Here is a 25215-nt window from a genome sequence, read left to right as displayed (position 1 = left end):
CACAGGCGCCGCGGGCGCTGCCACTCCGCTGCCCGCGCACCGCCACTCCGCTGCCCGCTGTCAGCAGCTCAACGTCGCCTCCGCCCAGTCGCCGTGGTCGGAGTCGATGCCGTCGCCGCCGTCCGTGACAACGAGGCGTACGACCTGGGCGCCGGTCACGTCCGCGGAGAGTTCCTGCGCGGGCATGGCGTTGGTGAGGACACCCGTCGACGCGGCCTTCCTGCCGTCCGCCCAGATCTCGAAGGCGACCGTGCCCTTCACCATCGTCTCGTCGTCGACGCCGACCTGCGCGGTGACCTTCTCGCAGGCCGCTCCGGTGTAGTACTCGACGGCGCTCTCCGCGTGCACGCCGAGTCCCTTCGCGTACACCTTGCCGCCGATGGTGATCGGCCGGCCGTCGCCGAGGCCGCTGTCGCCGTTGCTGGTGTCGCGTTCCACGGGGCCCCAGCCGTTGGTCGCCGACAGCCACGGCAGGTCGCCGAGGAGCGAGTCGCCGGCCGGGGGCGCCACGACCACCTGGGCGGTCAGTGGCAGTACGTTCTCGGCGCGGACGCCCTGCGGCGAGCGGTACGTGGCCTTGAGGCGGACGTCGTACGAGCCCGGCTTCGTGCCCGTCGGCGCGGTGACGGTCCAGGTCGTGGCGAGCGACTTGCCGGTCCGCAGTGAGCGTGCCGTGCTGGGCGAGGTGGCTTTCACGGTCCATCCCGAGGGCGCGGCGAGGGTCACGGAGACCCGCTGGGCGGCCGTACGGCCCAGGTTGGTGACCTCGGAGGTGACTCCGGTGGACTTGTCGGCCTCCACGAACAGGCCGCCTTTCAGGCCGAGTTCGGTGGCGGGCGGGTGGTGCGCCCACTTGCCGTCGGCGGAGACGCGCAGCAGCACGGTGCCGTGTGCGGGGACGGTGGCCGCGATCCGGCCCGCCGTGTTGTAGCTCTTGTGCCGCCACAGATCGCGCAGCGTGTACGCGTCGGCGTCGGGAAGCCCGACCGCCTTCGCCGTCGTGGCGACGGACTGCGGGCTGCCGGTCTCGTTGAAGAGGGCGACGGCGCGGCTGCCGTCCTTCATCTCCTTGGCGACGACCCAGCGTCCGCCCTGGGACGAGACGACCTCGCCCTGCTTGCCCAGCGGGTCCTGGTCGACGGCGATGACTTCCTTGTTGCCGAGGATCTCGAAGGTCTCGGGGGAGGCCTTGCGCAGGTCGGAGCCGATGAGCAGCGGCGCGGCCATGATCGACCACATCGAGAAGTGGGTGCGGTACTCGGTGTCGGTCATGCCGCCGTTGCCGACTTCGAGCATGTCGGGGTCGTTCCAGTGGCCAGGACCCGCGTACTGCGCGAGCGGCAGGTTCCTCTTCATGATCGACAACATGGAGCCCCAGTTGTCACTGATGTCACCGGTGGTGCGCCAGAGGTGGCCGACGTCCGCCGCCCACTCCCAGGGCTTGTTCTCGCCCCATTCGCAGATGCTGTAGACGATGGGCCTTCCGGTGCTTTCGGAGGCGGCCTTCAGCGCATCGCGCATGGCGATGTACCGCTGCTTGGCGTCGACACCTTGGTTGTTGCAATTGTCGTACTTGAGATAGTCGACGCCCCAGTCGGCGAACTGCTGGGCGTCACTGCGTTCATGGCCGAGTGCGCCGGGGAAGCCCGCGGAGTTGCAGGTCTTGGTGCCCGCGCTCGTGTAGATGCCGAGTTTGAGGCCTTTGGAGTGGACGTAGTCGGCGACTGCTTTGATTCCGTTGGGGAAACGGGCAGGGTCGGGCACCAGTTTTCCGTTGGCGTCACGCTGCGGCAGCGCCCAGCAGTCGTCGAGGTTGACGTACTGATATCCGGCGTCCTTCAGTCCCTTCTCGACGAAGGTGTCCGCGATTCCTTTGACCATGGCCTCGTCGAACTCGGCCCTGCAATGGGTGGAGTTCCAGTTGTTGAAGCCCATGGGCGGAGTGGGGGCGAGACCGTCGGGCAGTTTTGCGGACGGGGTGGCGGGGTCAGGCATGGTGGCGGGTCGGGCGTCGGCGGATGGGGTGGCGGCGGCTGGGGTGACGGTGTCACGTGCCGCCGCGGCGGGCGTGGCGAGCCCGGCGGCGCAGAGCAGGGCGGCGGTCAGTGATCCGACCACTCTCGTACGGGTCGTGCGGGCTGGGAGATGACGCATCGTTACGTTCCTCCGTACTCGCGTTCTCGCGTACCTGGTGTACGCGCGAGAGATGGGGGGTGAGGAGCTTGCGTGAATGTGTCACGCGCGCGCTTACGGTAGGGCTTGTTGGACTCTGTTGGAAGAGGAGCGGTACGGGTTCGGTTGCCCGGCGCCGGACCCCTTGACGGCGGTGCCCGTTGGGAGTGAGATCCACCCCGCGCGTTCGGTTGTGTTCGGTTGCACCCCGAGGAGGGGCACATGGCACAGTCATCGTTCAGCGGACCCGTCGGGCCGTCAGGTGTGACCGGCATGACAGGACATCGGATGTCCCGGCGCAGACTTCTGCGCGGTGCGGCGGCCGGGGCGGGAGCGGTGACGCTGCCCGCACTGCTCGCCGCCTGCGGCGAGAAGCCCGGCGGCAACAAGAACGAAGTCACCGTCGGCTCCAACTCCTCGGACACGGTACCGAAGAAGGCGTTCCAGGACGCTTTCGACGCGTACGAGAAAAAGACCGGGAAGACCGTCGAGGTCCACACCACGGAGCACAATGAATTCCAGCAGAACATCACACGCTATCTCCGCGCCACACCCGACGACGTCTTCATGTGGTTCGCCGGCTACCGCATGCAGTATTTCGCGGAGAAGGGCCTGCTGGTCGACATCAGCGACGTGTGGCAGGACTTCACTGGTTTCTCGCAGGCGCTGAAGGACCAGTCCACGCACGAGGGCAAGCAGTACTTCGTGCCGTACTACTACTATCCGTGGGCCGTCTTCCACCGCAAGAGCCTCTTCGAGAAGCAGGGTTACGAACAGGCCAAGACGTGGGACGAGTTCATCGCGCTGGCCAAGAAGATGCACGGGGACGGCATTCCGGTCGCCTTCTGCGACAAGGACGGCTGGCCCGCCATGGGCACCTTCGACTACATCAACCTGCGCTTGAACGGTTACGACTTCCACAAGAGCCTGATGGCGGGCGACGAGGCCTGGACCGACACTAAGGTCAAGAAGGTCTTCGACCTGTGGCGCGAACTCATGCCGTACTACCAGAAAGGTGCGCTCGGCCGTACCTGGGAGGAGGCCGGCCAAGGGCTCCAGCGACGCAAGACGGGCATGGCCGTCTTCGGCATGCCCCACCCCGGCCAGCAGTTCCCCGCGGACGAGCGGGACGACATCGACTTCTTCGCCTTTCCCGAGATCGACCCCGCGTACGGCCAGGACGCGGTGGAGGCGCCGATCGACGGTTTCCTGATCGCCGAGAAGGCGAAGAACGTGAAGGCGGGCAAGCACCTCCTCAAGTGGCTGGGAACACCCGCCGCCGAGGACGTCTATCTCGCCGGTGACCCGAACAACGTCGCGGTCAACGACGGCGCCGACACCTCCACGTACAGCCCGCTGCAGAAGAAATCCGCCGAACTGGTCTCGGGGGCCAAGCAGATCTCGCAGTTCCTGGACCGCGACACGCGCCCCGACTTCGCACAAACCGTCATGATCAAGGCGTTGCAGGACTTCATCGACGACCCGAACGACGTCGACGGCCTCGTCAACAGCATCGAACGGCAGAAGAAGGACATCTTCTCGCAGGACGTCGGCTGACCATGGCCAGGACGACCCGATTCTCGCGCCGCGACATCACCGTACTCGGCGTACTCCTCGGCATTCCCGTCCTGATCGAGGCCGTCGTCATTTGGGGGCCGACGCTCGCCTCCGTCGGCCTGTCCTTCACTTCGTGGGACGGCATCGGCGACATCGAATGGGTGGGCGGAAAGAACTACGAGAGCCTCGCCGACAACTATCCGGCGTTCTGGCCCGCGGTACGCCACAACCTCCTCTGGATCGCCTTCCTCGGCCTCGTCGCCACGCCCTTCGGCCTTCTCCTCGCGGTCCTCATCGACCGCGGCGTCCGGTTCGGCCGCTTCTACCAGTCCGTGCTCTACATGCCGGTGGTGCTCTCGCTCGCGGTCGTCGGATTCATGGCGCAACTTCTCCTCGGCACCGATCAGGGCGTGGTCAACACCGCTCTCGGCAACGAGAAGGACCCGATCGACTGGCTCGGCAATTCCGACCTCAACATCTGGATGATGATGCTGGCCGCGAGCTGGCGACACACCGGCTATGTGATGATCCTCTATCTCGCCGGACTCAAGTCCGTCGATCCCGCCCTCAAGGAAGCGGCCGCGATCGACGGCGCCAACACCCGTCAGACGTTCTTCCGCGTCGTCTTCCCGACACTGCGACCCGTCAATGTCATCGTCGGAGTGATCACGGTCATCGAAGCGCTGCGCGCCTTCGACATCGTCTACGCGGTGAACAAGGGCCGCAACGGCCTGGAACTGCTCTCCGTACTCATCACCGACAACATCATCGGCGAGGCCAGCCGTATCGGATTCGGCTCGGCCATCGCGGTCGTCCTGCTCACCGTATCCCTGGCATTCATCGTGACGTTCCTGGTCCAAGAGCTACGAGGGGCGCGCGACCGATGACGACGAAACACGCGCACGCAGCACTCGGCGGAAACCGAGACCGAGACCGAGAGCGATTCCGACACCGAGACCGCCGCACGCACCGAAGAGGCGCCCTAGGAGTCCCCCTCTTCCTGACCGCGGTCTCCCTCGCCTTCCTGGCCCCGCTCCTGCTGGCGGTCTACGCCTCGCTGCGCCCGTACGAGGAAACGGCGGCGAACGGCTACTTCTCCTGGCCCGACCGTCTCTCCCTCGACTACTACCGCGAGGCCTACACCGAATCCGGTATGGGCAGATACTTCACCAATACGCTCCTCATCGCCGTGCCCGCCGTCATCGTCACGCTCTTCCTCGCGTCCTTCGTGGCCTTCGCGGTGTCGCGCCTGCGGATACGCGGAGGCATGCTCCTCCTGATGCTGTTCACGGCAGGCAACCTGCTGCCCCCACAGGTCATCGTCACCCCCCTCTACGCCCTCTTCCTCAAGATCCCGCTCCCATGGTGGATGTCCGACTCACTCACCCTCTACGACTCCTTCTGGGCCCTCATCCTCGTCAACATCGGCTTCCAGATCGGCTTCTGCGTGTTCGTCCTGTCCAATTACATGCGGACGCTGCCGAAAGAGATCCTGGAAGCAGCGATCGTCGACGGCGCCGGAGTCTGGACCCAGTTCTGGCGCATCACCCTCCCCCTGTGCCGTCCCGCCCTCGCGGCCCTCGCCACCCTCGAATTCACCTGGATCTACAACGACTTCCTCTGGGCCCTGATCTTCATCTCCAACCCGGACAAACTCCCGATCACGTCGTCCCTGAACAACCTGCGCGGCCAATTCTTCACGGACTACAACTTGTTGGCGGCGGGCTCAGTCCTGGTGGCGCTCCCGACGGTCCTGGTGTTCCTCATCCTGCAACGGCACTTCATCGCGGGGCTGACGCTGGGGGCGGGGAAGGGGTGAGCGATCGGTGGCGGAAAATCCGGCCCGCCGACGCCGCATCCAAAAGCGTGCCCGCCCACGAAGTACCTGACGCAGGGACGTATCCGGCACCCCCTCGACCGGGCACGCCCCTGCACCGCGGTGCAGCCGCTGGCGTCGGGCGCCCACCGACCCCGACGCCAGCGGCAATTGTCAGTGGGGGCTGCCACGATGGCACGCATGGAGATCTTCGAGTGGGGGCCGTGGCTCGAGCGGTGGAGCGGGGAGTGGCTCGACGCGCTGGCCGCGAGCGAGCCTGAGGAGTTCGAGGAGCTGGACGAGGACATCGTGCGGAGCCGCTGGCTGGGGTTCGGGCCTGCCGGTCCCGCGCGGCTGGCCGCGTTGGAGGAGCGCGTGCGCGCGCTGGGGATCGCGTCGCCGCTGCCTCCCTCCCTCCGCGCCTTCCTCGAGACGACGGACGGCTGGCGGTACGCGGGGGGCTCGGTCTACCTGCTGGCGGGAGCGGAAGACATCGTGCCGTACGGGGACCCGTCCGCCCTGCGGAAGCTGTACGAGGACAACCTGGGCGAGAACCCCGCCGAGCAGGATGTGCGGCAAGCCGGTATGTGGGGACGGGCGTTGCAGATGTCGCTCGACTCGGACATGACCGACGTGCTGCTCGACCCCGGAGACGTGGGCGCGGACGGGGAGTGGGCTGTCTACGTACACCGTGGGTGGAGCGGCGACGAGCCCGAACGGTACGCGTCGTTCCGTGCGTACATGGAGGGGATGTACAAGGACTTCTACCGCTCGGGCGGCAACGACTCCGGTTTCGAGAACGCCGTGACGCACGAGCTCGACGACAGGGTGGAGGAGGCCAGACTCGCTTGCCTGAGAGGCGAGTTGGACGAGGCGCTAGCCGCCTTCGACGAGGCGGCGGACCTCGGCAGACCGCGGGCGCGGGTCATGGCCTCCCAGCTCCGGGCACTGCTCGAACGGAGCGGCGCGGTGCCGCTCGACCCGCGCATGGACGATCCGTTGTACGCGGGCGAGGTGCTGCCCCTGAAGGTCCGGAACCACCTGCGCGAGGGCCGGAGTGACGACCGCTTCGTGCTGGGCCCCGTGACCGATGACTACGCGTCGGACAGGGACCGGGCCGCGGTCGTCCTGGAGCAGATCAAGGGGCGTACGTACGAGTACGTGTCGCCGGGCGTCTTCGGGCGTGCCGTCGAGGAGGCCAGGGAACTGGCGCGCTGGGGCGACACGGACGGCGCCTGGCGGGTGCTGGCGGCGGCGGTCCCGCGGTGGGAGCCGTACGGGGAGGATCACGTGGCGCCGATCGGCCTGCTCGGCGACCCGCTGCTCGGTCCGGTGATCACCCCGGAGCGGGGCAGGGAACTGCTGCTCACGCCCCGGGCCGGGCAGGGGGAGGCGGCGCCCGTGCCCGCCGCCACGGTCGGGAGCACGCGCGACGGGCTCGCGTGGCTGGCGCGCGGGGACGCCGCGGGAGGAGCCCGCCGCGACGCGTACCGGTTCGTCCTCGTCGCGGGGATACGCCCCGAAGAGCTGGCGGAGCGGTTCGGGACGGGGCCGCTTGGGCCGGTGGCGAGCGAGATGGAGCTCATGGGCTTCCAGTACGGGTGGCAGCGGGAGCGTCGTGGTCCCCTGGCCCGCATAGGTGCCGTGGGACGGACAGACGCCGCGGACAACTGGAGTTTCACCTTCGAGTCGCACCGCCTGCTCAGCTTCAACCCCGACCGCCTGACTCACCCGGCCACCGGACTGTCGCACGGCACCCGCGCCCTCACGGTCTGGCGCCGGGACGACCTGTTCCACTTCGCCTACGCGGAAGACGGCGAGGAGTGCTACGGCTTCATGGTCCACCAGGCCAACCGCGCCCAATGGGGCGACCTCCCCGCAGAGCTGACCCCCGACCACCTGTTCCCGAACCCCACGGGCCCGGCCGCCGACCGTTCGGACGAGGACCGTGCGTTGCATGCGATAGCGGACCTGTACGAAGTGTCGCTGCCGCGATTCGCCCTGACACAGGGCAGATTGCCGACGCTGTCGACCCGACCGTGGACGGGACCGGCGGGGCCGGGGGAGGGCCAGGTGACGGTCACGGTCACCCCCCGGTGAGCCAATCCGTGCACGTCCGGTAGCGAGAGGGGGGCGTTTCTCTGCCGCCGTGCTCGCTGCCGGGCTCACAACACGCGCCGGAAGCGGAGTTCCGTGAGCGTGACCTCGTCGTAGGCGTCGTCCTGCGTGGCGCCGTCCGCTTCGTAGCCCGCCCGCTCGTAGAAACGCCGAGCGCGTCGGTTGTCGGCGAGCACCCACAACACCGACGTTCCGAAGCCCTGGTCCTTCATCTGCCTGTGCGCCTCCTCAAGGAGCTCGCCACCGATGCCCTGGCCGGTCAGTTCGGGGGAGACGTACAGGGCATACACCTCACCGATCCGTACCTCCACCTCCACCCCCACCTCCATCTGCATCTGCGTCTGCATCCGCCCCGCGACGGACACCTCACTCCGACACGGCCCGAAGCAGACCCAGCCCACCGTGTCGCCGCTGTCGTCGACCGCAACCAAGTCCCGGGAGGTACGGTGGGGTTGGGAGAGCATCCGCCGCCGCAGGACCGTGTCGCCCTCGACCGTCATCGCCGACAGGTACGTCTGGGGGACGATGCCCGCGTACGCCGCCTGCCACCCCCGGACTCGCACCGCCGAGACGGCCGCGATGTCGGCCTCATCCATTGCCCGCACGTGAACCATCGGGCCACAGTAGTGCCGTGGGTACGGCGGCCCTCTGGTGCCTGGAGCCGCCGCATGCGACGTAGGTCAGTACTGGCGACGGCCGGGGTCGCGGCCCTGGTCTGGGGTGAATGGCTGAACTGCGCTCTCATCCCACTGCGTACTTGCGGCGGCAGCGCCCCGACCTCGCGGAGAAGCTGGTGCGCGCAGAGGACTACCGCCTCGGTGAGTGGGTGCTCGGCAAGCCGCTGCTGGCCCTGTACGGGTTGTGGTCACTTCGTGGTCTCACGGCCGATGAACGGAGCCGATGAACGGAGCCGATGAACGGAGCCGATGAACGGGGCCGCTGAACGGAGATGAACGGCAGGGCGGGCCGTAGGACTTAGCCGCTCGAGCCCCACGTCTCACCCCGCCCCCACCCTGATCCGCCGTGCCAGCAGGCTCCCCGCCGCCGCCAGCACCGCCGTCAGCGTGAACGTCGCCGTCAGCGCGGCCGACACCGACGACCCGTGTGACGACCCGTGCGGCGACCCGTGTGCGTCGGACAAGGCCACCGCCGCGCCCCCGAGACCGCTGAGGACCGCGACCGCCAGCGTCTGTGCGAGCTGCATCGAGCCGCTCGCCTCGCCCTGCCGGTCGGCGGGGGCCTGCTCCATGGTGTCCGTGGTCGCCGCGTTGAAGGCGACGCCCATGCCGGCACCGCCGATCGCCCACCCCGCCACGGCCGTCAACGAAGGTGTCGCGTCGACCAGGACGCCCAGGGCCATCACCACGATGCCGACCAGCAGCACCACGAACCCCACCCCGATCGGCACAGCCCGCGACCGGCCGCTCCAACGGCTGTCGGCCCTGCCCTGCCAGGCCGCACCCAGCACCCACGTGATCGCGCCCGCCGAAAGACCGAGCCCCGCCTCCGTCGCGCTCAGTCCCCGCAGCTCGACCAGGCCGAGCGGCAGGAACGCCTCGCTCCCGAAGTACGCGCCGCAGAGCAGGAAGCGCAGGACGACACCCGTCGGCACACCCCGTCGCGCGCTGAGCGTGCCGGCCGGGGTCACCGAGCGCAGCGCCCCGACGGCCGCGGCGCCACCGGCCAGTACCAGCACTGCCAGCAGGACCGGTTGACGCAGTTCGAGGCCGGCCAGGAGAACGCCCGTGCCCGCGGCGAGCAGCACGCTGTGCGCCACCGGCGTGGACCACCACGGTCCGCATTCCGGCGCCGGTACCCGTTCCGGTCCGCCCAGGCGGCGCAGCGGTGGCAGCGCGAGCCCGCCGCCAGCGCCACCAGCGGAAGGAGGAGCACGAACACGCCCCGCCACGACACATGGTCGGAGATGAGTGCGGCGATCGTCGGGCCGATCAGTGAGGGGACGGTCCAGCCGCCCGACACGAGCGCGAACATCCGGGCGCGCAGCCGCTGCGGATAGGCCAGCGCGATCGCGGTGTACGCGAGTGCCATGACGGCGCCGACGCCCAGCCCTTGCAGGAAGCGCCCGGTGAGGAACAGCGGCCAGTCGGGCGCCGATCCGGCCAGCGCGCAGCCGACGGCGAAGACGGCGAGGCCGAGCGCCAACGGCCGGGCGGGGCCGCGCCGGTCGGCGGTGCGGCTCGCGGCGACGGTTCCGATGAGGTTGGCGAGCATCAGCGCGGACAGGCCCCAGCCGTACGCGCCGAGGCCGCCGAGTCTCCCCGCGATCTCGGGCAGGACGGTGGCCACGCCCATCGACTCGAAGGCGACCAGTCCGACCGAGAGCACGATGCCCCACGTCAGGGCGGCGTAGGGGGCACGGAAGACGCTTTCACGGTGGTCGGCAGCGGCAGTAGCGGCGTCGGCACGTATTCCGCGGATTCCGGCAACGGAGTCGCGTAAGTCCTCACGTACGCCATTCCCCGCACGTGCCCCTGCCCCCTTCCCCGTCCCCGCGCCCGCATCCCCACAGCCACCCGCGTCCTCCGCCGCCTTCGGCTCCTGCTCAGGCAAGGTAGCTCCTCCTTTACGTTTCGATCCGGTCCGGAACGAAACGTCATGCTACCTATACTCGCCCCCATGGCAACCCCCGACCCCGCGCAGGCCCGCCCCGCAGGACGCCCCCGCGACACGCGGCTCGACGAGGCGATCCTGACGGCGACTCAGGAGCTGCTGGAGGAGGCGGGTTACCCCGCCCTGACGATGGAGGCGGTGGCGCGGCGCGCCGGTACGACCAAACCGGCCATCAGGCGTCGCTGGCCGTCCAGGCAGCACCTCGTCATCGCGGCTCTGGCCGACACGATGGGGACGGCGCCCACGCCGGACACGGGATGCACGCACTGCGACCTGATCGCGGGCATCGACACCCTCAGCCGTGCCTTCGGGGGGAGCCTCGGCCGACGTACGCTGCCCGCGCTCATGGCCGAGCTCGCCGACGACCCCGCCCTGGACCGCGTCTTCACCGAGACGATCTTCCACCCCAGAAGGGCCACCACGGAGGCGGCCCTACGGCGTGGAGTCGAGCGCGGCGACATCCGCCCCGACGCCGACATCGACCTGCTCCTGGACATGCTCGGCGCCCCCACGTACCACCGGGTCCTCTTCGGTCACCTGCCCGTGACGGACACCCTCGCCCACGACGTGGTGATGACCGTCATGGGCGGCGCGGCGACCCCGAGTTGGCGCGAGCACTACCAGTTGCACCACGAGACGGCGCAGAACGTCAGGACGCCTCGTGGTTGGGCGGATCGAGGAGTGCCGCGCTGAGCGTCGGCGCCGGTGACAGGGCCGCGGTGAGCTTCGTGACGCGCAGCATGCGCAGCGTCAGCCGGTGCGAACAGACGATGCACAGCCGCCCGCCGCGCGCCGTCACCCTCCGGTGGGCCCGCATGAGGAGGGAGAGTCCGGAACAGTCGATGAACGTGATCCGGCTCAGGTCGATGACCACGACGGCCTCCGGGCCCGCGGTCACGGCGTCCATCAGCGCGACGGCGCGCTGGTAGGCCACCAGGTCGATCTCTCCGTAGAGTTCGATCACTATGGCGTGGTCGAGTCCGTACACCCGCGGAGGCTGATCGGAGTCCTCGCGCGTGAATGTCTTCAGTTCGTGCTGCCGCATCCATCCCCCCAGCGCCGGCGCCGAATGCCCCCGACGGGGGTGTGGCGCAACGGGAGTGCCAGTTAGTGAGAGACACCCGGGGACTGGGGGGCCTGCCGGGAAAACGCTAGCGGGGGTAGATGCGCCCTGCACTGCGGGAACGATTCACGGAAGGGCAGCGCCACACCTTGGGGTGAAGTTGCGCCGATCCACTTGACGAGGTGTGCCGCGACATCGGAGAGCCGTGGGCGGTTCCGCTCCCATCAGGGCCGGGTTTCCATGGCAGGGTGTTGCGGGCAAGCCACAGGGGGCCAACAGAAGAGGGGGAACCGTGATCGTCTGGATCAATGGTTCCTTCGGTTGAGGTGCAGGTCAGGGCGTTCCTGCAGGTTGGCGACTGAGGCTGATGGCCGTACTTAGCTCGGATTAGCTCTAGTTAGCCTCAGCTCTCAAGATCGATTCCCCATCCGTTCCCCATGGGGAACAGCAGCAGCCCCCGGCGGACGAACCGCGGGGGCTGCTCTGTGTGAACCAGGACGGGAACTCCACCCGGGGAGGCGGACATGCTCCCGCCCTGGCCATTCTGTGTAACGCGCCGACCTGGCACGTGTCACGGACATGTCGCCTAGCTGATGGTCGGATTTGGTGAACGAGTACCGAATGTGAGGGGGGTCGCCCGCTCGCCGACGAGGGGGTACTCACGGCGGGCGGGCGACCGTCTGGCGGTAGTGACATCCCAGTCCAGGTGAGAGCCACTGTTAACGCAACCGTGCGTACTGCGCGCTCCTATGTGTGCAGCGCACGCGGGGTGCGAAGTTGTAACGCTCCGTACGGGCGTTGGCTAGAGATCACGCATTTATCTGCGGAATCCCAAGATCTCAAGATTTACCATCGCTGGTAAAGACTTCCGAACAAGATCGTTCCAGCGTGTACGAGTGCCCCTCGACCCGATGCCCGTATGGGTACACGCCCACCTCCGGGTCATCGGCGAGCGCATCCGACAGGCACGCAAAGGTGCCCACCTTTCGCAAGTCCAACTGGGCGAACGTGTTGGCCGTGACCACAAGACGATCCATCGGTGGGAGTCGGCTGCCACGCCACCCAACTTGATTGATCTCCTGCTCGTCGCGGATGCTCTCAATACCCCGCTGTCCGACCTGGTCCGCTAGCGGTGGGCGGCCTCGGTCGGATCGGGGGAGCCGGCCGAGGCCGCGGTCAGGTAGGGCTGGCGGGTCAGGTGGCCCGTCCGCCCTCACGCCAGTACGGGCCGTCGAGAATCGCGTTCTGCCTATGCACGATCAAGGCTGTCTGCGCCGGCGTCGCACCGAGGGGTGTACAGACAGGGCAGATGCTGGACCCCGCCGAGCTGCGGATCGTACGCATCGGCGGCCCGTCGTGCTCAGCGCAGATAGGACCGCTCGCCAGCGAGCGCCCGTTGTCGCGCGGCGTCTCGCTGCCCGGGTCAGGTTGTGGCGGCAGCTGCTGCTGCGAGCTCGCCCTCGCTCGCCCGGAACTCGTCGAACTCACCCGCGATCACCCCGTCGAAGAACTTACTGATCTCGAGTCGGCTCATGTACAGCACTGGCGACTCCTGGTCCTTGTCGTCGCTGATCGCGACCATGCGCGTCCCGTCCGGGATGCTGTGGTGCGGATGGCCCTTGGCGTCCGGGGCCGCGGCGAGGATCACGCAGTCCTTCAGGATCGGGTCGAGGTCGGTCCGGCCCGCCTTACGCCAGTCGAGGTGGGGCGCAGACCAGTTGTCGAAGGGGATCGTGGTCCTGCCGTTGGTGAGCGTGCCCATGGGGCGTCTCCTTGGGGTAGGTCCTGGCCGGGCCAGGGCTGGGTCACCTGCCGCGTGCGCGGCAGGAGGTTCTGGGGTGGTCAGCCCTGCGGGCCTGACGCGAGCCGGGCCTGAGCGCGCGCCGTTTGCAGCGCCTCGCTCTCCTGCATGACCGGGCACCGGCACGGGCAGTCCGTGATGGGCCCGACGACAAGGTGGGCCCCCTCAATGGCCACTGCCGTCGTCAGCTGGCAGTCGTGCGGCTCGGCGGGCGCCTTCCGCAGCATCGCCCGCAAGCAGGGCGGGCACGGGACGCGAACGCGCGCGCTCACTGCGCACATGGCTGGTAGGGAATGAGGTCGCGCAGGCGGCGGCCGAGCTCCGAGCAGCGCATGGCCAGCACGAGGGGGCTGGGATTGTCGTCACCCACCGTGTCGAGTAGCGCGTCGGTGGCGGCATCCACGATCCGCTGGTGTGCGTGGTGGCTCATCGTGCCCTGACCGGCGGTGGCGGCAGCCTGCTCGACGGTCGGGAGGCGTCGGCGTACCTCGTGCCGCAGGCGGAGGTACAGGTCGAGCAACTGCTCCGGGGGCGGCAGGTCCCGGCAGGCGGAGAACGCCGCGCTGAGGAGGTGGTCGACGTATCCGCCAGCTGCACAGTCGCGGCAGGCGCGGGGGTACCAGCTCACGACCGCGCCGAGGCACTTTGCGTCCTGGCGGCCGAGTTCGACGGCGTCGTCGGTCAAGGTGATTACGCAGAACACGCAGTCTTGTCCGCGGACTTGCCCGTCGGACAGGAGCCCTGGTGAGGGCAGCAGAGGCGCCGCGAGGCGGTCGGTGAGCTTCATCGGGAGCCCCCTGGCCGCAGGCTGAGGGCCACGAGCGCGGCCACGGCCGGTACGGAGCACAGGACGCCGGCACTGTGTGGTCGCACTGCCCAGCGCAGGCCGGTCGGTCCGGTGAGGTCGGCGGCGGGCACGCTGAGGAACTGGCCACTGCTGAGCATGGGCGCGATCTCGCCGTAGGCCCACCGGGCGGGCGGGTACGGGGTGATGAGTGCGTGGTACGTGTGCAGGAGGCTGTTGTGGATCACGGGGCCGTGGAGCAGTTCGGCCAGCGTCGCGTTGACGGTGTCGCGGTCGGTGGCCCCGACCCCTGCGTGCACGAGCCGGGCGGACAGGCACACCGCGCTGAACCGTCGGCCGAGGGGCAGCAGAGCGACCCCGCTCACCCACTCCAGGTGCGCCTGGCTGGCTTGGTCCTGAGCGTGCGCCAGCCAGTCGAACGCGGCGCCCAAAGGGTTGCTGCTCCCCGCGCCGAGAGCGTCTCCGCTTGCCGGTCCGGTCATCGTCCGCCTACCCCTACGGTCACAGTGACGTGTCTCACACGTGTGAACGTAGGGGTGGTGGTGAGCAACCGACGACCGGATTCCGGTCGCTACGTCTCTCAGGCGGCGAGGATGCCGACCTTCATGGCGAGGTCGCTCGCGCGGCGTCGACGCTCGGCCACCTTCGACTCGATCTCTTCGAGGATGATCCTCCTGGCGTACCCGTTGTACGCGATCGTCTCCGGAGCCGCCTCGTGCGCTTTCTGCAGCGTGGCGATCGCCACGTCCGGCTGCCCGTCGAGCTGGTACCCGCGGGCCTCCTCAATCCTGTGCCGGGCCCGACGGGGCTTCGACTTGATGACCGTCTTGTCCGCCTTCGCCGCTTGGCGCACGGATTCCCCGCCCTGGTGCAGTTCTACAGCGACAGTGACAGCGTGCGCACCCATGATCGCGCGGGAGAAACTGGTGATGGGGTGGTAGTAGTCCCGTGGCAGCTTCTTGGCCATCCTGCTGGCCTGGTCCCAGTGCCGCCACGCAGTGCCAGTCTCTCGGCGCCGGGCTGCGGTATAACCGAGCTCGAACTCCAACGCCCCTGCGATGGCCCGCACGTTGTCGGACGCGTCCGGGAGGAGAGGCGCCAGAAACGCAATGGCTTCGCGGTTCACGGCATCGGCCGCATCGAAGTGGCGCGGGCCGCTGTCGCGGTGGGCCTGCGCGAGGAGCCACGCGGCCACACCGATCGCGTGCGGGTCCTCAGACTCCTGCGCGGCAGTCATGCCGCGCTCGGCGACCCGCCACAGCAAGGAGCTGTCCGGCTGGTAGGCAGCGAAGAACTGGCAGAGGCTGTATGCCTCGGCGAGCAGGGCTTGAGCGGCCCGACGGGACGCCGAGGCATCAGCGTGCCGGACCAAGGCCTGACCGTCGCGGATGAGGTCGGGTAGCAAGCGGCCGACGACCTCGCGGTGATTGCGGGCTTCATGGCGTGCCTTCCACGCGGCATGAAGGCGTGCCTCCAAGTGCGCGACCGGCGGCGGCTCGATGCCGGAGCCCAACGTGAAGGAGTCGACAGCGGCTTTCACGGACGCGAGCCGCGGGTGGCCAGGGCCGATGAATAGGTCGACGTGCATGTCGGGATGGCCTGTCAGTTCGGCAAGGTCGCGGACCCGTAGGGCTTCAGCAATCCTCATTACTCGATCAAGGTCGGGGGCCTTCTGCTGCCCGTTTTCGATCTTGCGCAAGGTGTGTGGGGAGATCCCCACGAGATCCGCGAGTTGCGCTTGCGTCATTCCTCGACGCTCGCGAAGAATTTGGACACGTTGCCCGAAGCGCAACGGGTCGGCGTACGGGTCCGGGGTAGCATCTGAAGACATTGCGGCCTTGCCCCTCTCTGAACAGCTCGACACTGTCAGGGTATGGGCAGGGCCGTTTTCATGTGAGGCGTCTGTCAACCCTGCCCAGGGCACGACGAAATGGCCCCCTCCCGCCCGAAGGCGGAAGGGGGCCGGTGTCACGGGTACTGGCGGCGGGCGGGATCGAGAGCGGCCGTCTCAGGTCCCGGGTCGCCGGGTTCGGGCTGCGGTGCCCCATCGCGGCGGCAGACCAGGGCGTCCGGATCGGACGCCGGCGCCTGCAGCGAGTAGCCATCCGGGCACGACGGCCCGGCAGGACCACGCTCCCCGTCAGCGCCGTCCTTCCCCGCAGGTCCCTCGGGTCCGGCCTGGCCGGGCTCGCCTTGTGGGCCGGGCGGGCCCGCTGCGCCGTCCGCGCCCGGGGTGCCCGCCGCACCGTCGGCGCCGTCCTCGCCTACGCCGTCGGCCCCCTGCTTGCCCGCCGCACCGTCCTTGCCGTCTTCACCAGGCCTGCCCGAGGCGCCGGTGGGGCCCGGCTCTCCGGCGTCCCCGGCAGGTCCTCGTGAGCCGGGCCGGGACTGGCCGGGCTCGCCGCGGCTGCCGGGCGGCCCGGCGATCGGCGTCCCGCCCATCCGCTCAACCTGACGCGCCAGCTGGTCGCGCGCGGAGTTGGCGTTGTGCAGATCTCGGGAGACCTGCGACGTCTGCCACCAGATGTAGGCGACGAGGAGCGCCAGGAGCACGCCGAGCAACAGGGCGACCGGGTCGCGCCGGACGGGCCGGTGGCCGCTCATGTCCCTCCTCCTCGGTTGGCGTTGTACAGCTGGATCGCGAGGAGCAGCACGGGCACGACGAGGGAGAAGAAGATCAGGCGCCGGTCGGCGACTCGCTGCCGTTCCTTCTCCGCGGCCTGCTCCTCCAACTTCGCCACGCGGGCGACGAGGGTGGTGTGTCGCTCGTCCTGCGCCTCTTGGCCCATGCGCAGGATCTCGCCGTCCACCTTCTGGTTGACGAGTGCGACGACTCCGTGGATGTCCTCCTTCAGGTCCTGGCGGACGTCTTCCAGGCGGCGGACGACTTCCCCGGTTGTCCACTGCTCGTCAGCCACGTGTGCGGCCTCCTGTCAGCTCAGATCGAGGTCGGGCGCCGCGGGGTGTCCGGCGTGGCGACGGTCTCAGCGCGGCCGGGGCCGACCGGTCCGCCGCTGCTGCCGATGGCGGTGAGCAGGGCCAGCGCCGCAGCGAGGCCGCCCACGGAGAAGGCCTCGCCCCAGTCGACGTCGAGGATGCCGAGCGCGTCGGCGGACACCGCGCCGAGGGTGCCCTGCGCCATGGTGCGGATCATGCGCTCGGCGGTGGCCTTCCAGAAAGCGAGCGTGTTCACGGGGTCCTCTTCTCCAGCGCGGTGACGCGCTTCTCCAGAGCGGTCAACCGCTCGCCGGTGGTGGGGGGTTTGGGCGTCGGCGGTGTGGTCTCGCCGGGCGACCAGCTCGCCGCGTGCTTGAGGCGCTCGGCGACACGCTTGCGGACGTCGGGCATGGTGATGCCGGGCCCGCGCGGGTCGACTTTTCCGGGCTGCCACTCGGCGTGCCCAATGACGGAGGTATCGCCGCCCTCGCCCCAGCCGTGCGCCCGGCACAGCGCGGCGGCGGCCCGCACGATTGCCTCGACCTGCTCCTTCGGCCACGGGTCCTTGCCGTCGCCGAGGTTCTCGCACTCGAAGCCGTAGAAGCGCGCGTTGCCGTCGACGGATGCCTCGTTGTCGGAGGGCAGCTTCCGCTCCTCGATGACGGCCTGGAGCACATCGTCGTCGCCGAGCCCGGCGTGGTTGGCGCGGCCCCAGCCGACGAGGTGGACCTGTCCGTCCTTGGTGATGACGCCGTGGCACAGCGGGCCGGGCAGGGACGAATGCCCGTCCCGGCAGATCTTGACGGTGGCTGCGGCTCCCCGGGTGACGGTGTGGTGGATCATCACCCCGTTGACGGGCCCCCACGCGCCCTTGTGGTTGCGGTTGCGGGTGGACCACCCGGTGACCTCGACGACGCGCACGCCCTCAGCGCGCAGCGCGGCCAGCGCCTTCGCGGCGGATAGCGGCGTGGCCATCAGCGGCCACCGCCGCGCGGTGCCGATTCCAGTCCGGCCTGATACATCGCGCTGGCCGTCACCGTCCAGGCGGCCTGAATGTCCTCGCCGAGCTCCTCCCACGGCGGCATCGAGCGGCCGTCGTGGGTGAGCCCGCCGGTGGCCGTGCCGTACGCGGCGTAGCCCTTCTGCCCGAGATCACTCGGGAGCGGATCATGTGACATGGGCCCTCCAGGGCATGAAGAAAGCCCCGGCCAGGCGGCTCGGGGCGTGCAGTGGGATCGGCCTACTGGATGTCGGTCGCGGTGGTGTTCGGCGATGTCGAGGCGTCATCGATGCCGGTGCCGCCAGCGCCCGACCACGTGCCTCTCATGTCGTTGCCGAAGCGGTGAATGCCGGTACCGCTGGAGATGGACAGGCCGCGCACGGCCTTCGTGGCGCTCGCTCCAGGGCGGCATTTGTTGCCGCTGATGGCGATGGCTACCGGGTTGGTCGACACGCGGATGCCGTAGGCGCTGGACGCGACGCGGTTGGCGCCGTCCACGAAGTTGTTGCGGATCTGGACGTCCGAGCCGCCCTGCACGAGGACCCCCGAGTTCGCAGGGTCGCGGATGTGGTTGCCGAGGATCTCGCTGTTGTCGCTGGTCACCATCGTGATCCCGTGCGCTCCGGCAGTCCACACGACGTTGCCGTTCAGCACGGTGTTGTTCTGGTTCTCGGTGCTGATCCCGCTCCCTGACGTGTTGGCGATGACGTTGTCCGCGACCACGGCGCGGGACACGCGGTCGAGGCGGACCCCGGCCTGGCTGCTGGTCGTTCCGTCGATCGTGTTCCCGACGATGGTCAGGTTCAGGACCGTTCCGGACACCTCGCCGAGAGCGATGATCGCGTGGTCGTAGCCGCCGCCGGAGCGCATGCTGTTGCCGACCACAGCGATGTTGCGCATGTTCTGCGACGCCCCGGTGGGGTTGCCGTTGACATCCTTGGTGTCCTCGGCGTCGGACAGGATCACCACGCGGAGCCGGACGGAACCGCCGCAGGACACGAAGGTGTTGCCGACGATTGTGCAGTCCTCGTAGTTGTACGCGCTGATCGCGTACTGGAGGATCCCCTCGAAACTGTTGTTGGCGATCCGGATGCGGCGGTGCCAGCGTCCGATCGTCGCCGAGTGGCTGCCGATCCCGCGCGGCCATGCGGTGGTGCCCGCGGTCCCGCTCGCTCCGAAGTGGCAGCCGCTGATGAGGATGTCCTCACAGGGGGTGTGGTCGTACGGCCCGAACCCGCCGAACACGCCTGAGCTCTTGGCGAGGTCGATCTGTACGGCCTCGGAGAAATCCCTTCCCCCAGGGTCGACGTAGCCGCGGAACTGGCACCCAGTGATCGTGCCGTGGGTCGTCGAGTTGAGTTCGATCCCGTGGAAACCAGGCAGATCCCGGATCTCCAGATCGCGGATGACGATGTCCGTGGCGTGCCCGATCGAGATGCACATGGCGCTCGCGGTCAGACCGCTCGTCGTCCCGCGCATGTTCCACAGGCCGCCCTCGATCGTGATCCGAGAGTGGCCGGTGTACCCGCCGAACGCCTGCCCGCTGTCTCCGTTGATCAGCATCGTCCCGGCGACGTTCCGCCGGAACTCCGCGCCTGCCATCAAGGACAGCCTCGTGTTGTTGTAGATCCGCAGGGTCTGCCCGATCAGGTAGACCCCGGGCGGCACCACGACCTGCGCGCCGCCGAGGTCCCGCGCGGCGTTCAGCGCGAGCTGGATACCGGGGGCCGCGGACGTGCTGCCGGACGCGTCGGCTCCGTAGTTGGTGACGAGCAGCGAGGTGGCCTGCGCCATCGCTCCCAGGCGGCCGGCGGTGATGTCCATGCCGGGCTGCCAGACGACAGGGGTGGTCACGTCACGGTCCCTCCTTCACAGTGAGGCGATGGCCGGGCGCGCGAGGCTCACCGGCGTGCCGATCGTGTGGGGCTTGCTGACCCCGTTGACGGAGCGCACGACGGTGAGGCGCTGCTCGCCCACGCCCGCGAGGGCGGCAATCGCCGTGGCGTTGACCTCCTCGCCGCCGAGCTGCAGCGTGATCGGCATCTCGGACGGCTCGGTCGTCCACGACAAGGCGCTGACCACGTCCAGCGTCGTAGCGGTGGCCGTAGCTGCGGTGAGCAGTTGGCAGCCGTCCGTGTCGGCCTTCGCGGGTTGGTAGGCGCCGAGGACGAAGCGGAGGTCGTCGACGTAGACGGCGTCCTCGCCTGCCGTGGACGAGTTGTCCTTGGCGTAGCGGAACAGGACGACGCTCTTGCCGATGACGTCGAGGGTGGTCTTCGTCCACGGGGTGACCCCCTGGGCGCGCAGTACCTGCACGCCGTCGACGAGGACCAGGAGCCGGTCGCCCTCGAATCCGGGGCCGCTCGTCTCGCTGGACGTGCGGTACCAAAACGAGAGCGACGTCGCACCGGGCGGCAACGTGATCGCCGCGTCGGAGGTCTGGTTGTTGCTGATCGCCCCGGAGCGCAAAGAGTTCGTCCCCGAGCGGGCCTGCGCGCTGGTCCGCGTCCACGGCAGGGTGCCGCCGGGCGTGATCGGCACCTCGTACGTGTCGTCCTCGAACCCCTCGTGGATGACGTTGACCTTCGCGAGGTCCCAGGGGCCGCCCGGCTCGCACGTGAACGTGATCTCCCACGTGCGCGGCAACATGACCTCGCTGTAGCCGGTGACGAGGAGGTCCACCGGCCCGTACGCCACCCACGGGGGGAGATTCATCAGCCGGATGACGTCGCCCTCGCGCAGTGCGAGGACCGCGGGGATCAGGGTCGGGCGGCGGTGCAGCCGGATTCGCGCAGACGGGTAGCGCGCCCCGTCGTAGGTGCCCAGGTGCAGCCGCCAGTACGAGTGGAAGACCGGTTGGACGTCGTCGTCCAGGTTCAGCGTGACCGACTCGTCGTACAGGCCGATCCCGTCCGGCGGAGGCTGCACCGACAGCGGGCCCTCCTCGAGGACCGCCCGCGCCGAGGACCCGCCCGTCCTGGTGACGGTGATGTCGTTCCGAGTCGCGGTGTCGTCGTCGACCGGTTCGAGCGGGGTCGAGATGGTCCCGTCCGCGTAGTCGAGGACGAGTGCGGGCTCCTGCGTGTACAGCGACGACCGGTCCCGGTACAGCAGCCCGAGCCGCTCACGGGACTCCAGTAGCATCCCGCCGTCGGCCTCGGCCGCTTCCTGGAGCAGGGCGAGCAGGGTCTGCGGACGCTGAGGGCCGACCCGCTCGGGAGTGAGCGGCCCCGCGATCCGAGCCAGCGGAATCTGCTCCTCGTTGGCCAAGCGCAGCATCCTGCCCCACGCGGTCTCGCCCGCGTACCCATCATCAGAGCCGGTGTAGAGGGAGGAGTCAGCAGCAGGCAGCACCGCCAGGTGCCCGATCGCCCACCCCTCGGTGCGCGGGCCCCAGTTGGCCGTGACCGCGGTGACGCGGCCCGGCAAGGCCGACGTCGTGTTCGTCGCCACGCCTGCGGTGCCGCCGACGTCCTGCCAGGCGAGCTGATACTCCATGGTGCCGCCGCCGAGGTCGCGTGCCCACAGGCGCATGCGCACCCAGCCGTGGAAGACGTCGCCGCCGATGCCGATGCTGTGGTGGACGAGCTCGGCGCCGGAGGCGTCGTAGCCGAGCAGCCGCGCGCTGTCCGTCCGCATGCCCACCCACCAGCGGCGTACCGTGCCGGTGGTCGAGACGCTGATGACCTCCGGCCACGGTTCTGCGGCTGGCGGGGCCTTGTCGTCTGCGGTGTAGACGAACTCCACCTGCCACTGACCGACATCGACGTACGTGGGCACGATCGCGGAGAGGGTGGCGGCCGCGGTGAGTTTGGGCAGGGCTTTGGACGAGGGCAGCGTGTCCACGCCCGCGAACTCCAGCCCGGTCACCGCCGCGGGCGTGACGCCCTTGATGGGTGAGTAGGCGCGGGTCGCCTCCCGCTCCTCCTCCATCGGCCAGTAGGCGAGCGGACGGCCGGACGGGATCCGGCGCCGCAGCGTGCTGTCCAGCGCCTTCTGCCCCTGGCCGTAGCGGCGCAGGATGCCCGACGCCTCCACCGTGGTCCACACCGCCTTTTCGGACGGCACCCACCTCTGCGGCCACGTCGAGATCTCCCCGACGAACCGCTCCTGCCGGTCCGCGATGGCGGTCGAGGCGTAGCTCCAGACGCGGCCGGCCGAGTCCGTGAGCCCCGTCGAACCGAGCCCCTGAGCCGCAAAGTTCGGCGCTGCCACGACCGTGCCACCGATACCGGAGCGCACCTCCGCGGCATAGACGCGGCCCTCGATCGGGAGCCGCGGCACGGAGGTGGTCAGGTCACTCGGTGCCACCGTGAGTGGGGCGGTGCCGGAGTAGATGCTGATGGGCCCGGCGAGCGCGACCGGCGCCCCGAACTCAGCCCAAGGCCCGACCAGGGACGGAGCCCAGTAGAAACGGGCGGTGCGCCCACCGGACCCGTTGTCGACGTCGAGGGTGGCGCGCAGCGCGGCGCGCGGGGGCAGGGCAGGCAGGGAGCGACTGTGGAAGAAGCTCCCGGCGCTCGTGCCGTCGGTGGAGTAGGAAAGGTACAGCTGCCCGTCCTGGAGGCGCAGGAGATAGGAGCGCTGGTTGCCGGCGGTGTCCCACTTGCCGATCAAGGTGTGCGGGCCAGGGGCGTACCAGCTCGTCGCGGCCTCGATGCGGATGTCGAGGTCGCCGGTGATGTCCAGCACCGCGGCGTCGGGCGTGCTCGCCGAGATGGTCGGGGAGCCGTCGAGGTCGAGGAAGTGCGGGCCGCCGGGCAGCCACATGCGCATGGGCGTGTTGCGGCCGATGAGCCCGTAGTAGGGGCTCATCGGGTTGCGGGGCGAGTAACGGCCGTCCTTGTTGTCGATCTTCAGCGGGCAGGTGGCGGGATCCGCAGCCGTACCGGAGTTGCGGATCCCGCGCGCGTGCGTGATGGGGTCGGCGGTCTTCACGTCCGCCGTGATGTCCGTCCACACCGTGCCGGTACGGATCTCGACACGGAGACCCAACGGGTCCTCGGGGAACGCCATGGTCACCTCTTCTTCCCCAGTACGAACTGGACGTCGCCGCCGCGTGCGCCGACCGCGTTGCGAAGCGTGCCGATGATGAGGTCAGCGAAGCCGCTGCCGTCCGAGCGGAGCGTGACGACCTTGTCCGGCCCCGCCCCACCCGCGGTGCGCCCGCTCGCGCCGATGGCGCCGCCGCCCATGGCCATCGCGGCGGACGGGGTCGGCGTGGACACGAGGTTGGCCATCGTGCGGTCGAGGACTCCCGTGTTCGCCTCCGCGCCCATCGCGATGCCCGGCGGGATCCAGTGGCCGATCTCGTCGGCCATCAGCCTGGAGGGCGAACCGATGTGCAGGGCCTTGGCGATCGGCCCGGGGATCATGCCCTTGGCGAAGCTCATCAGCTGGCCCTTCAACCAGCCGCCCATGGACTTGATGCCGTTGTACAGGCCACGGACGACGTCCTTGCCCTTGCCGACCAGGAGACCCGCCAGAGATCCGATACCGCGCGCGATGCGCCCGGGCAGCCCCCGCACCCACGAGATGAAGGCCACGGCCTGAGTCGCAGCCGCGATCTTGAAGGCGGTGAAGCCGCGCACCGCAGCTGTGCGCAGCGAGCCGACCAGACCTGCGAGCGCTGCCAGGGCGCGGGCCGGTAGGCCGCGCATCCACACGAGGAGCTCCAACAACTTGCGGACCGCAGCCGTCTTCGCCGCGCCGAACCAACCCGCCAGCTTCCCGGGCAGGGAGCCGAACCAGGCCAGCGCCGCACCGATCCCGGCGATGGCCAGGTCGGTGGCCAGCTTGATGAAGTTCCAGGCGTACGTCCACGCGGTCTGGAACCACGTGGTCTTGGTGGCGATCAACACGATGATTGCGATCAAGGCCGCGATGGCCGCGACCACCCAGAAGATCGGGCTGGCGAACATCGCGGCATTCAGGGACCACTGGCTCGTCGTCCAGATGGCGTTGCGGGCCGCGACGATCGTCTGCGCGACCGCCCACAACTTCATGGCTGCCGTGACCGTGCCGATCGCCACGGCGAGCGCGGTCAGTACCGGTGTCGGCGTAGCGCTGATGATGCTTGCCAGCCACGTCGCAAGCTCCGCCGTCAGGCCGATCAGCGGTGCGAGCGCGACGAGGAGGTCAACCCCAGCGGTCGCCAGGGCACCAAGTGCGGCACCGCCCTCTCGTGCCGTCTCCAGGAACTGAGCGAAGCCCGCAGAATCGGGGAGCGACGAGCCCCAGTTGGCGAATGCCTGGGACATCTGGGCCAGGCCGCCGGTCATCCCGTCCGACACCGGCAGGAACGCCTGTAGGAGCCCGGCGAAGCCGATCGCGAGGTTCTTGATGATCGTCAAGAAGTTGCTGAGCGCGGGCCCGGCCGCCGACGACATGTCGGCCGCCCACTCCTTGAACCCGGCGCTCTTCACGCCGACAGCGACCTCGTCGAGGAAGCCGCCGATGGCCCCGGCCGCCGCCTTCACGAAGGGCGTCAGGCTGGGGAGCAGGTCCCTAAGGATCTCGATGCCCTTGGTGAACAGGGGCATCGTCGTGCCGGACATCTCGTCGGACCACGACTTGTAGTCCGACTTCAGCCCGATGAAGGCGCGGGCCGTGGCCTGCGTCGCGGGCGGCAACTGCGCCAGCGCGTCCTTGTACGCCTTCTGCTTCTCGGCCGCGTCCGCCGCCCCCGACGCGAGTGCCTTCTGTGCCTCCTCCGCGAGCTTGGAGACCTCAGTGACCGACTCCAGCTGCGGACCCGCCGCCAGAGAGAACGCCTTCACCGCGAGCCCGGCGGCCGCCGCGCCCGCAGCGAGCCCCATGAGGGCAGTCGTCGCCGCGGCGACAGCAGGCAGCCCCACCCCGATGCCAGCCACCGCCGGGCCCACACGCCGCAGCGCGTTCACGGCCATGCGGGCGCCCGCGCTGATCCGGTCCCCGAGTGCCCGCCCGGCCGAGTCGCCCTCGGAGACGAAGCGGCCGTGCAGGTCCCGCAGTCGGCCGTTGACGTCGCGGGTCAGGCCCTCCATCCGTAGGCGTGCGTTGTTCAGCCCGCGGACGAAGCCGCTGTCGTCCGCGCGCAGTCCTGCGACCAGATCGCCGAGGTGGAGGGCCATGGGCGCACCCCCTCGGGGAGATCAGTGACGGGGGGTGCGCCGGGAAGGCTTCGGCTCAGGTGGAGCGAAGTGCCTGCTCAGCCGGGACTCGGCGGAGAGCAGGCCGAGGATGCGGATGCGCAGCCATCGCCAGGTGCGGGCCTGCATGAGGCCGGGGGTGTCGAGGTCGATGCCGTACACCTCGTGGAGGTCGGCCTCGATGA

The 25215-nt window shown here is 69.3% G+C and carries 23 protein-coding genes and 2 pseudogenes; 7 read left to right on the top strand and 18 right to left on the bottom strand.

Features of this window, described 5'->3' with window-relative positions; all coding sequences use genetic code 11:
* Window positions 1-60: 60 nt before the first annotated feature.
* Window positions 61-2154 carry an NPCBM/NEW2 domain-containing protein gene (locus NOO62_RS05610; RefSeq protein WP_268769794.1) on the bottom strand — a complete coding sequence of 698 codons (2094 nt, stop codon included), beginning with the start codon at window positions 2152-2154 and terminating at the stop codon, window positions 61-63.
* Between the two features lie 306 nt (window positions 2155-2460).
* On the opposite strand from NOO62_RS05610, the gene NOO62_RS05605 reads away from it, so the two are divergent.
* The 4 genes from NOO62_RS05605 to NOO62_RS05590 all read left to right on the top strand — a co-directional run bounded on the left by NOO62_RS05605 (window position 2461) and on the right by NOO62_RS05590 (window position 7645).
* On the top strand, window positions 2461-3729 hold the full coding sequence (locus NOO62_RS05605) for an ABC transporter substrate-binding protein (RefSeq protein WP_268775478.1): 1269 nt from the start codon (window positions 2461-2463) through the stop codon (window positions 3727-3729).
* 2 nt (window positions 3730-3731) lie between these two features.
* A complete protein-coding gene (locus NOO62_RS05600) occupies window positions 3732-4616 on the top strand; it encodes a carbohydrate ABC transporter permease (protein WP_268769793.1) in 885 nt (294 codons plus the stop codon).
* Window positions 4613-5548 (top strand): carbohydrate ABC transporter permease, encoded by a 936-nt coding sequence (locus tag NOO62_RS05595; protein ID WP_268769792.1) that lies wholly within the window; start codon window positions 4613-4615, stop codon window positions 5546-5548. Before NOO62_RS05600 ends, NOO62_RS05595 begins: the two co-directional genes overlap by 4 nt.
* A 198-nt stretch (window positions 5549-5746) precedes the next feature.
* Window positions 5747-7645 (top strand): SMI1/KNR4 family protein, encoded by a 1899-nt coding sequence (locus NOO62_RS05590; RefSeq protein ID WP_268769791.1) that lies wholly within the window; start codon window positions 5747-5749, stop codon window positions 7643-7645.
* A gap of 65 nt (window positions 7646-7710) precedes the next feature.
* Here NOO62_RS05590 and NOO62_RS05585 read toward each other — a convergent pair whose 3' ends face one another.
* On the bottom strand, window positions 7711-8259 hold the full coding sequence (locus tag NOO62_RS05585; RefSeq protein ID WP_268769790.1) for a GNAT family N-acetyltransferase: 549 nt from the start codon (window positions 8257-8259) through the stop codon (window positions 7711-7713).
* A 155-nt stretch (window positions 8260-8414) separates the two neighbouring features.
* On the opposite strand from NOO62_RS05585, the pseudogene NOO62_RS05580 reads away from it, so the two are divergent.
* Window positions 8415-8567: pseudogene (locus NOO62_RS05580) on the top strand (YdcF family protein); the annotation flags it as partial.
* 93 nt (window positions 8568-8660) lie between these two features.
* Here NOO62_RS05580 and NOO62_RS05575 read toward each other — a convergent pair.
* Window positions 8661-9275: an MFS transporter gene (locus NOO62_RS05575; protein WP_268775477.1), complete on the bottom strand. Its 615-nt coding sequence runs from the start codon at window positions 9273-9275 to the stop codon at window positions 8661-8663.
* A 32-nt stretch (window positions 9276-9307) separates the two neighbouring features.
* Window positions 9308-10009 (bottom strand): MFS transporter, encoded by a 702-nt coding sequence (locus tag NOO62_RS05570; RefSeq protein ID WP_268769789.1) that lies wholly within the window; start codon window positions 10007-10009, stop codon window positions 9308-9310.
* Between the two features lie 291 nt (window positions 10010-10300).
* Here NOO62_RS05570 and NOO62_RS05565 point away from each other — a divergent pair, with 291 nt between their 5' ends.
* Window positions 10301-10987 carry a TetR/AcrR family transcriptional regulator gene (locus NOO62_RS05565; protein ID WP_268769788.1) on the top strand — a complete coding sequence of 229 codons (687 nt, stop codon included), beginning with the start codon at window positions 10301-10303 and terminating at the stop codon, window positions 10985-10987.
* Here the strand turns inward: NOO62_RS05565 and NOO62_RS05560 are convergent.
* Window positions 10944-11339: an STAS domain-containing protein gene (locus tag NOO62_RS05560; RefSeq protein WP_268769787.1), complete on the bottom strand. Its 396-nt coding sequence runs from the start codon at window positions 11337-11339 to the stop codon at window positions 10944-10946. The genes NOO62_RS05565 and NOO62_RS05560 overlap by 44 nt on opposite strands.
* Window positions 11340-12268: 929 nt before the next feature.
* On the opposite strand from NOO62_RS05560, the gene NOO62_RS05555 reads away from it, so the two are divergent.
* Complete coding sequence (locus tag NOO62_RS05555; RefSeq protein WP_268775476.1) at window positions 12269-12487, top strand: helix-turn-helix domain-containing protein; 219 nt, start codon at window positions 12269-12271, stop codon at window positions 12485-12487.
* Window positions 12488-12780: 293 nt separating this feature from the next.
* Here NOO62_RS05555 and NOO62_RS05550 read toward each other — a convergent pair whose 3' ends face one another.
* The 13 genes and pseudogenes from NOO62_RS05550 to NOO62_RS05490 all read right to left on the bottom strand — a co-directional run bounded on the left by NOO62_RS05550 (window position 12781) and on the right by NOO62_RS05490 (window position 25192).
* Window positions 12781-13119: a DUF397 domain-containing protein gene (locus tag NOO62_RS05550; protein WP_268769786.1), complete on the bottom strand. Its 339-nt coding sequence runs from the start codon at window positions 13117-13119 to the stop codon at window positions 12781-12783.
* A 307-nt stretch (window positions 13120-13426) separates the two neighbouring features.
* Window positions 13427-13843 carry a DUF6415 family natural product biosynthesis protein gene (locus tag NOO62_RS05545; protein ID WP_268769785.1) on the bottom strand — a complete coding sequence of 139 codons (417 nt, stop codon included), beginning with the start codon at window positions 13841-13843 and terminating at the stop codon, window positions 13427-13429.
* 98 nt (window positions 13844-13941) lie between these two features.
* Window positions 13942-14445 (bottom strand): hypothetical protein, encoded by a 504-nt coding sequence (locus NOO62_RS05540; RefSeq protein WP_268769784.1) that lies wholly within the window; start codon window positions 14443-14445, stop codon window positions 13942-13944.
* 98 nt (window positions 14446-14543) lie between these two features.
* Window positions 14544-15794, bottom strand: a complete 1251-nt coding sequence (locus tag NOO62_RS05535) for a helix-turn-helix domain-containing protein (protein WP_268769783.1) — start codon at window positions 15792-15794, stop codon at window positions 14544-14546.
* A 137-nt stretch (window positions 15795-15931) separates the two neighbouring features.
* On the bottom strand, window positions 15932-16567 hold the full coding sequence (locus NOO62_RS05530) for a collagen-like protein (RefSeq protein ID WP_268769782.1): 636 nt from the start codon (window positions 16565-16567) through the stop codon (window positions 15932-15934).
* Complete coding sequence (locus tag NOO62_RS05525; RefSeq protein WP_268769781.1) at window positions 16564-16881, bottom strand: hypothetical protein; 318 nt, start codon at window positions 16879-16881, stop codon at window positions 16564-16566. The genes NOO62_RS05530 and NOO62_RS05525 overlap by 4 nt, the downstream gene beginning before the upstream one ends.
* Window positions 16882-16901: 20 nt before the next feature.
* The gene (locus tag NOO62_RS05520) at window positions 16902-17156 is read right to left on the bottom strand and encodes a holin (RefSeq protein ID WP_268769780.1); all 255 of its coding nucleotides are present in this window, start codon (window positions 17154-17156) and stop codon (window positions 16902-16904) included.
* A gap of 5 nt (window positions 17157-17161) precedes the next feature.
* Window positions 17162-17875 (bottom strand): annotated as a pseudogene (locus NOO62_RS05515) (N-acetylmuramoyl-L-alanine amidase); the annotation flags it as partial.
* Entirely contained in the window at window positions 17875-18078 is a 204-nt protein-coding gene (locus tag NOO62_RS05510) for a hypothetical protein (RefSeq protein WP_268769778.1), read from the bottom strand. The pseudogene NOO62_RS05515 and the gene NOO62_RS05510, both read right to left, overlap by 1 nt.
* Before the next feature lie 62 nt (window positions 18079-18140).
* Entirely contained in the window at window positions 18141-19754 is a 1614-nt protein-coding gene (locus tag NOO62_RS05505; RefSeq protein ID WP_268769777.1) for a right-handed parallel beta-helix repeat-containing protein, read from the bottom strand.
* Window positions 19755-19769: 15 nt separating this feature from the next.
* Complete coding sequence (locus NOO62_RS05500) at window positions 19770-22916, bottom strand: hypothetical protein (RefSeq protein WP_268769776.1); 3147 nt, start codon at window positions 22914-22916, stop codon at window positions 19770-19772.
* 2 nt (window positions 22917-22918) lie between these two features.
* Window positions 22919-25012 carry a hypothetical protein gene (locus NOO62_RS05495; RefSeq protein ID WP_268769775.1) on the bottom strand — a complete coding sequence of 698 codons (2094 nt, stop codon included), beginning with the start codon at window positions 25010-25012 and terminating at the stop codon, window positions 22919-22921.
* Between the two features lie 21 nt (window positions 25013-25033).
* Window positions 25034-25192, bottom strand: coding sequence for a hypothetical protein (locus NOO62_RS05490; protein WP_268769774.1), 159 nt, complete (start codon window positions 25190-25192; stop codon window positions 25034-25036).
* Window positions 25193-25215 lie beyond the last annotated feature (23 nt).

This window comes from Streptomyces sp. Je 1-369 (genome assembly GCF_026810505.1).
In the GTDB taxonomy this organism is placed as follows: domain Bacteria; phylum Actinomycetota; class Actinomycetes; order Streptomycetales; family Streptomycetaceae; genus Streptomyces.
This window is presented reverse-complemented; position numbering and strand designations above follow the sequence as displayed.